Genomic DNA, 4,476 nt, shown 5'->3' on the forward strand with positions numbered 1-4,476 from the left:
CGCCCCGGACGCTCGCGCCGGGGCGCCCGGGTCTGCGGTTTCTGAACGCGCCGCAAAACACCCACAGGGCCCGGCAAATCTTCGGACATTCATGAACATATAAGGACTTTTACCCCAATCCTCCTCATAATCTGATCGCTCACGCCCACACCACCGCTCCCGGGCGGTGCGACCCGGTGTGGATGCAGGGGGACCGGCGCCGCCGTCCGTCCGCGCACGCGGCGGTGCCAGAACACGGGGGCTCAGTGAAGATCGCCTATCTGATCAACGACATGTACGGCATCGGCGGCACGGTGCGTACCGTCGCCAACCAGGCGGCGGCTCTGTCGGCACGGCACGAGGTCGAGATCGTCTCGGTGTTCCGGCACCGCGCGGACCCGGTTCTTCCGGTCCCGGCCCAGGTGAGCCTGCGGCCCCTCGTCGACATTCGGCAGCAGGGCGACCAGGAGACGGGGGTGGGCGGGCGCCCACTGTACGAGGGGTCCGAACGCGCCGGTCTACCGCCGATGCTCTTCCCCCCGGAGGACTCCCGGGGCGCCACGCACAGTCGCCTGACCGACGACCGGTTGGAGGAGTACCTGGCCACCACCGATGCCGACGTCGTCGTCGGAACACGGCCCGGACTCAACGTGGTGATCGCCCGGGCCGCGCCCGAACGACTCGTGAAGGTCGGCCAGGAGCACCTCACGTACGAACAGCACTCGGACGAACTCCTCCACGTCATGGCGACGGAGTACCCGAGCCTGGACGCCTTCGTCACCGTCACCGAGGCCGACGCCCGCACCTACTCCGAGCGCATGCCGCTGCCGGGGGTGCGTCTGTTGTCCATCCCCAACTCCGTGCCGGCACCACCGTTCACCATCAACGGCCACAACACGCGCACGATCGTCGCCGCGGGCCGACTCGCCCCCAGCAAACGCCACGATCTGCTGGTCCAGGCGTTCTCCATGGTCAGTGACGAGTTCCCGGACTGGACGCTCCGTATCTACGGACGGGGAAGCAGGCGTGGTGCGCTCGGCAGGCTGGTGGGGTCCCTGGGCCTACAGGACCGGGTGTGGCTGATGGGGCCGCATCCTCGCGTGGAGGAGGCCTGGGCGCAGGGCGCCTTCGCCGCGGTCACCTCCAGCGAGGAACCCTTCGGCATGACCATCGTGGAGGCGATGCGCTCGGGGTTGCCCGTGGTGAGCACCGACTGTCCGCACGGCCCGGCGTCGATCATCCGGGACCGGGAGGACGGACTCCTGGTCCCCAACAAGTCCGCTCCCGGCATCGCCGAGGGGCTGGCCCGCCTCATGGGCGACGACGAGCTGAGACGACGCATGTCGGCCGCGGCTCTGAGCGACTCGGAACGCTTCGACCCGGTGAACGTGGTGCGCCGACACGAGGAGCTCTTCCACGATCTGGCCGGGTCCGGAGCACCCACCCGGTCCTCATCGGACCCGCCCGCGCCCCGACCCGAGGCTCCGGAGTCCTGCCGGGTGGACGTCGGTCCGGACGGGGTCTCGGTACTGGACTTCGGTCCCGAGCGGCTGCGGTCGGGGGCCGGAGAGGGGGTGGTCTACGACCCCCTCGACTCGCGGGTTCCGGGCGCCGTGGTGCTCACCAAGCAGGACCTGCGTATCGAGCTGGTCCCCGGTCTCGACGGTCGGGTCCGGGTGGACGCCACGGAGCTGGATCTGTCCACCGGCACCTGGCAGGTGTACCGGAGGGAGTGCGGGCAGGGGACGACCGCCGACGCGGAGAAGCCGGTACGCGACGTGACCATCCACCAGTACGGGTTCCCGCTGTCCAGCGCGTACACGAGCACCCTGTCCCTGGTGATCCCCGCCCGGTCTCCGAAGGGCCGCCTGATTCTGCAGGTGCGACGGTCGGCGCACCACGCCGAGGTGGAGCACGTGGAGGTCGCCGACGAGCTCTTCACCGTGCAGGGGCGGGTCCTGGGCCGCACACGACCGGATGCACGAGCGCGCATGGTGGTCGGGTTGCACGCCTCCTCCCAGTCCCGCCGCGAGTTCCCGTCCGCGGTCGCGCAGGGGGGCGAGTTCACCGCCGTGATCGACCCGGAGATGGTGGTGCGCGGGCGGCACGGCGACTCCGACCGGTGGCAGTTGAGGCTGGTGTTGTCCGACGGCACCGAGTGCACCGTGGGTCGTCACCTGTCCGGGGTGGTGGGCTACAAGAAGATCATCGAGTACGCCGCGCAACAGGTGAAACCGGAGGACGGGACGGGTACCAAGGTGCGGCCCTACTACACGGTCAACGACCGGTTGGGGCTGAAGACCTCGCCGTTGGCGCCCACCCTGCCGGTGGAGCGGATCAGGGTGCGTCCCGCCGGTCGGCACGGGGACGACCTGCGTCTGGAGGTCGTGCTGGGCATGCCGTTGCCGGAGGGGGCGTCGTACGCCGTGGAGGTGGTACGCGGCACCGACGCCGGCCAGCGTTTCCCGCTGGAGGTGGTGCCCGGCCCCTCCGGCAGGGACGAGGGGCGCCTGGTGGGCCGGCTGCCGCTCCTGCACCACCACGATCATCGCGGCACGACGATCCCCCGGGTCCGGTGGCAGCTCCGTCTCCTGGCGGGGCCCGCGGGGGCGTTGGGCCGGTTGGGGGCCAAGGCCGTCTTTCCGCACACGTGCCGCAAGTGGAGTCACGGTACGTACGTGCGGTCGGCGACGGTGGCACCGTTGGGCTCCGGGGACGTGCGGTTGACCGTGGCCGACGTCAGCCTGTGGGCGGGGCTCGGTCACCGGCTCCACTGATCCACCGCACGTTCCGGCGCCGGACCGGTGACCCTTGGTCCTTGCCGGGGAGGGTGTGCGACCGAGGGACGGCCACGCCCGACCGAAGCCGGCGTACCCCGGCGCCCGCGCGGGGCGGCACACGCCTATGGGCGGGGTTCGTCATCGGAGACGACCACACGCCGCCGACCGCCGGGGAACCGGGGGTGGTTGAGGGCCCAGGCCAGGAACAGCAGGGCGACCACCGGAAGCAGGGACACCCCGATCGGCGCCGACCAGACCAGCCACACGAGCGCCGCGGGGGTGAGCAGCGCCGCGGAGACCAGCGCGGCCAGGTGACGGACGTCCGGTGGCATCAACAGCGGGAACAGGGCGACGAGGAACACCACGTACCCGAGAAGGAGTACGGCACCGTTGCCCAGACTGAGGGAGAGGGCACCGAACATCTCCGTCTCCAGACCGAGGAAGACCGCCACCACGGGCGGGGCCGCACACGCGGCCAGAGCCGGACGTGGATGCGGTGGGGTCGGCGGACGTTCGATGGAAGGACGGTTCACGGCGGTGAGACCCTCCGTGCTGACGGCCACGGCCTCCTGGTCGCGGTCCTGGCGGCAGGATACGCCTCGATCCTCGACCCTGGGTCGGCCTTGGCGGACCTCACCGAGACCGTGGTCGGCCACCCCGGGGTTTCGGCCCTCGACCCGGCCACCAGGAATTCCAGGTCGGCCCACGAGCGCCCATGAGCGCGCCGACCCGGCCACCAGGTCGACGATTCCCCTGTTCAGAGCCGGTTCCCACCTGGATGGCCCGGTGGCCTGGTGCGCGAGAAGCCGGTGGCCGGGTCGCGGGCGCGACCGAACGGGCGGACGGATACGCCCTGCTTCTCCCCGAAACGCCTCCGAGCGAGGAACCGCTTATCCGGGCGCAACGACCGGGCGGGGAGTTTTCCCCAGGTTCCGGGATCTCGCTTGTCCCGGACCGGGGAACGGCGCATGCTCGCATCAGGTCCCCCGGTCCACCCGGTGAAGAGGTGAGTCGCTTTGTCCCGTGAACCCCTGAGCCCCGAACTCTCCACGGCCTCCGACTCCGTGTGGGCGGGCGCCCCCGTCCCCGAAGCGCTGACGCTGGAGCCACCGACCGACGGGCCGGTTCTGCGCTCCGCCGTGCGAAGGGTCGCGCCGGAGGCCCTCCCCACCTTCGACATCCAGCATCGACACGTCCGTGACCGGTGCTCGCGGACCGGTGACCCGGTGCCGGTGCGGATGTTCCTGCATCGGTGGTGGGTGTTCGTGGAGTTGCGCGACTGTCCGCGCCGTGCGGCACGGCTGGCCAGGCTCGAACTCGCCGCTGTGGAGGCCACCGACACCGAGACCGCACGCGCCGCCGCGCAGGAGATCGCCCACATCCTCGACGGTGCCGCCCGACGTCCACCGTTGCTCTGACGGCCCCGGTGCACGTCCACCGCACCGAGGTGGGAGCGGCTCGACCCGTCGGCCCTCGGTCCCGCCGACCGTTTCCGGTACCGGGTCTCGGACACGGACCCCTACGAGCGCCGATGACCGTCCGTGGTCCGCCGGTCCCGGTGATCCACCCACCACCTGCGGTCCGAGCCACTTCTCCCGGTCCGCACCCAGACCGCCCCTGTACCGTCGGAGTGAGCCGGGTTAAGCTGCCCGGCGCGGGGTTCTGTGCGATGCGTGTTCGGTCGTTCACGTCCCCACGCCCCCGTGGCCTTCGGGCC

General features: G+C 71.0%; 3 protein-coding genes. 2 read left to right on the forward strand and 1 reads right to left on the reverse strand.

Features of this window, described 5'->3' with window-relative positions; translation table 11 throughout:
- Window positions 1-245: 245 nt before the first annotated feature.
- Complete coding sequence (locus DSY14_RS26620) at window positions 246-2,756, forward strand: glycosyltransferase family 4 protein (protein WP_211719361.1); 2,511 nt, start codon at window positions 246-248, stop codon at window positions 2,754-2,756.
- Window positions 2,757-2,881: 125 nt separating this feature from the next.
- Here the strand turns inward: DSY14_RS26620 and DSY14_RS26625 are convergent, their stop codons facing one another.
- Entirely contained in the window at window positions 2,882-3,322 is a 441-nt protein-coding gene (locus tag DSY14_RS26625) for a hypothetical protein (RefSeq protein ID WP_211719362.1), read from the reverse strand.
- A 453-nt stretch (window positions 3,323-3,775) separates the two neighbouring features.
- Here DSY14_RS26625 and DSY14_RS26630 point away from each other — a divergent pair, with 453 nt between their 5' ends.
- A complete protein-coding gene (locus tag DSY14_RS26630) occupies window positions 3,776-4,177 on the forward strand; it encodes a hypothetical protein (RefSeq protein WP_249188518.1) in 402 nt (133 codons plus the stop codon).
- The last annotated feature ends 299 nt before the right edge of the window (window positions 4,178-4,476 follow it).

Origin of the sequence: Nocardiopsis sp. MG754419, assembly GCF_018207095.1 — a bacterium.
Taxonomy (GTDB): Bacteria; Actinomycetota; Actinomycetes; order Streptosporangiales; family Streptosporangiaceae; genus Nocardiopsis.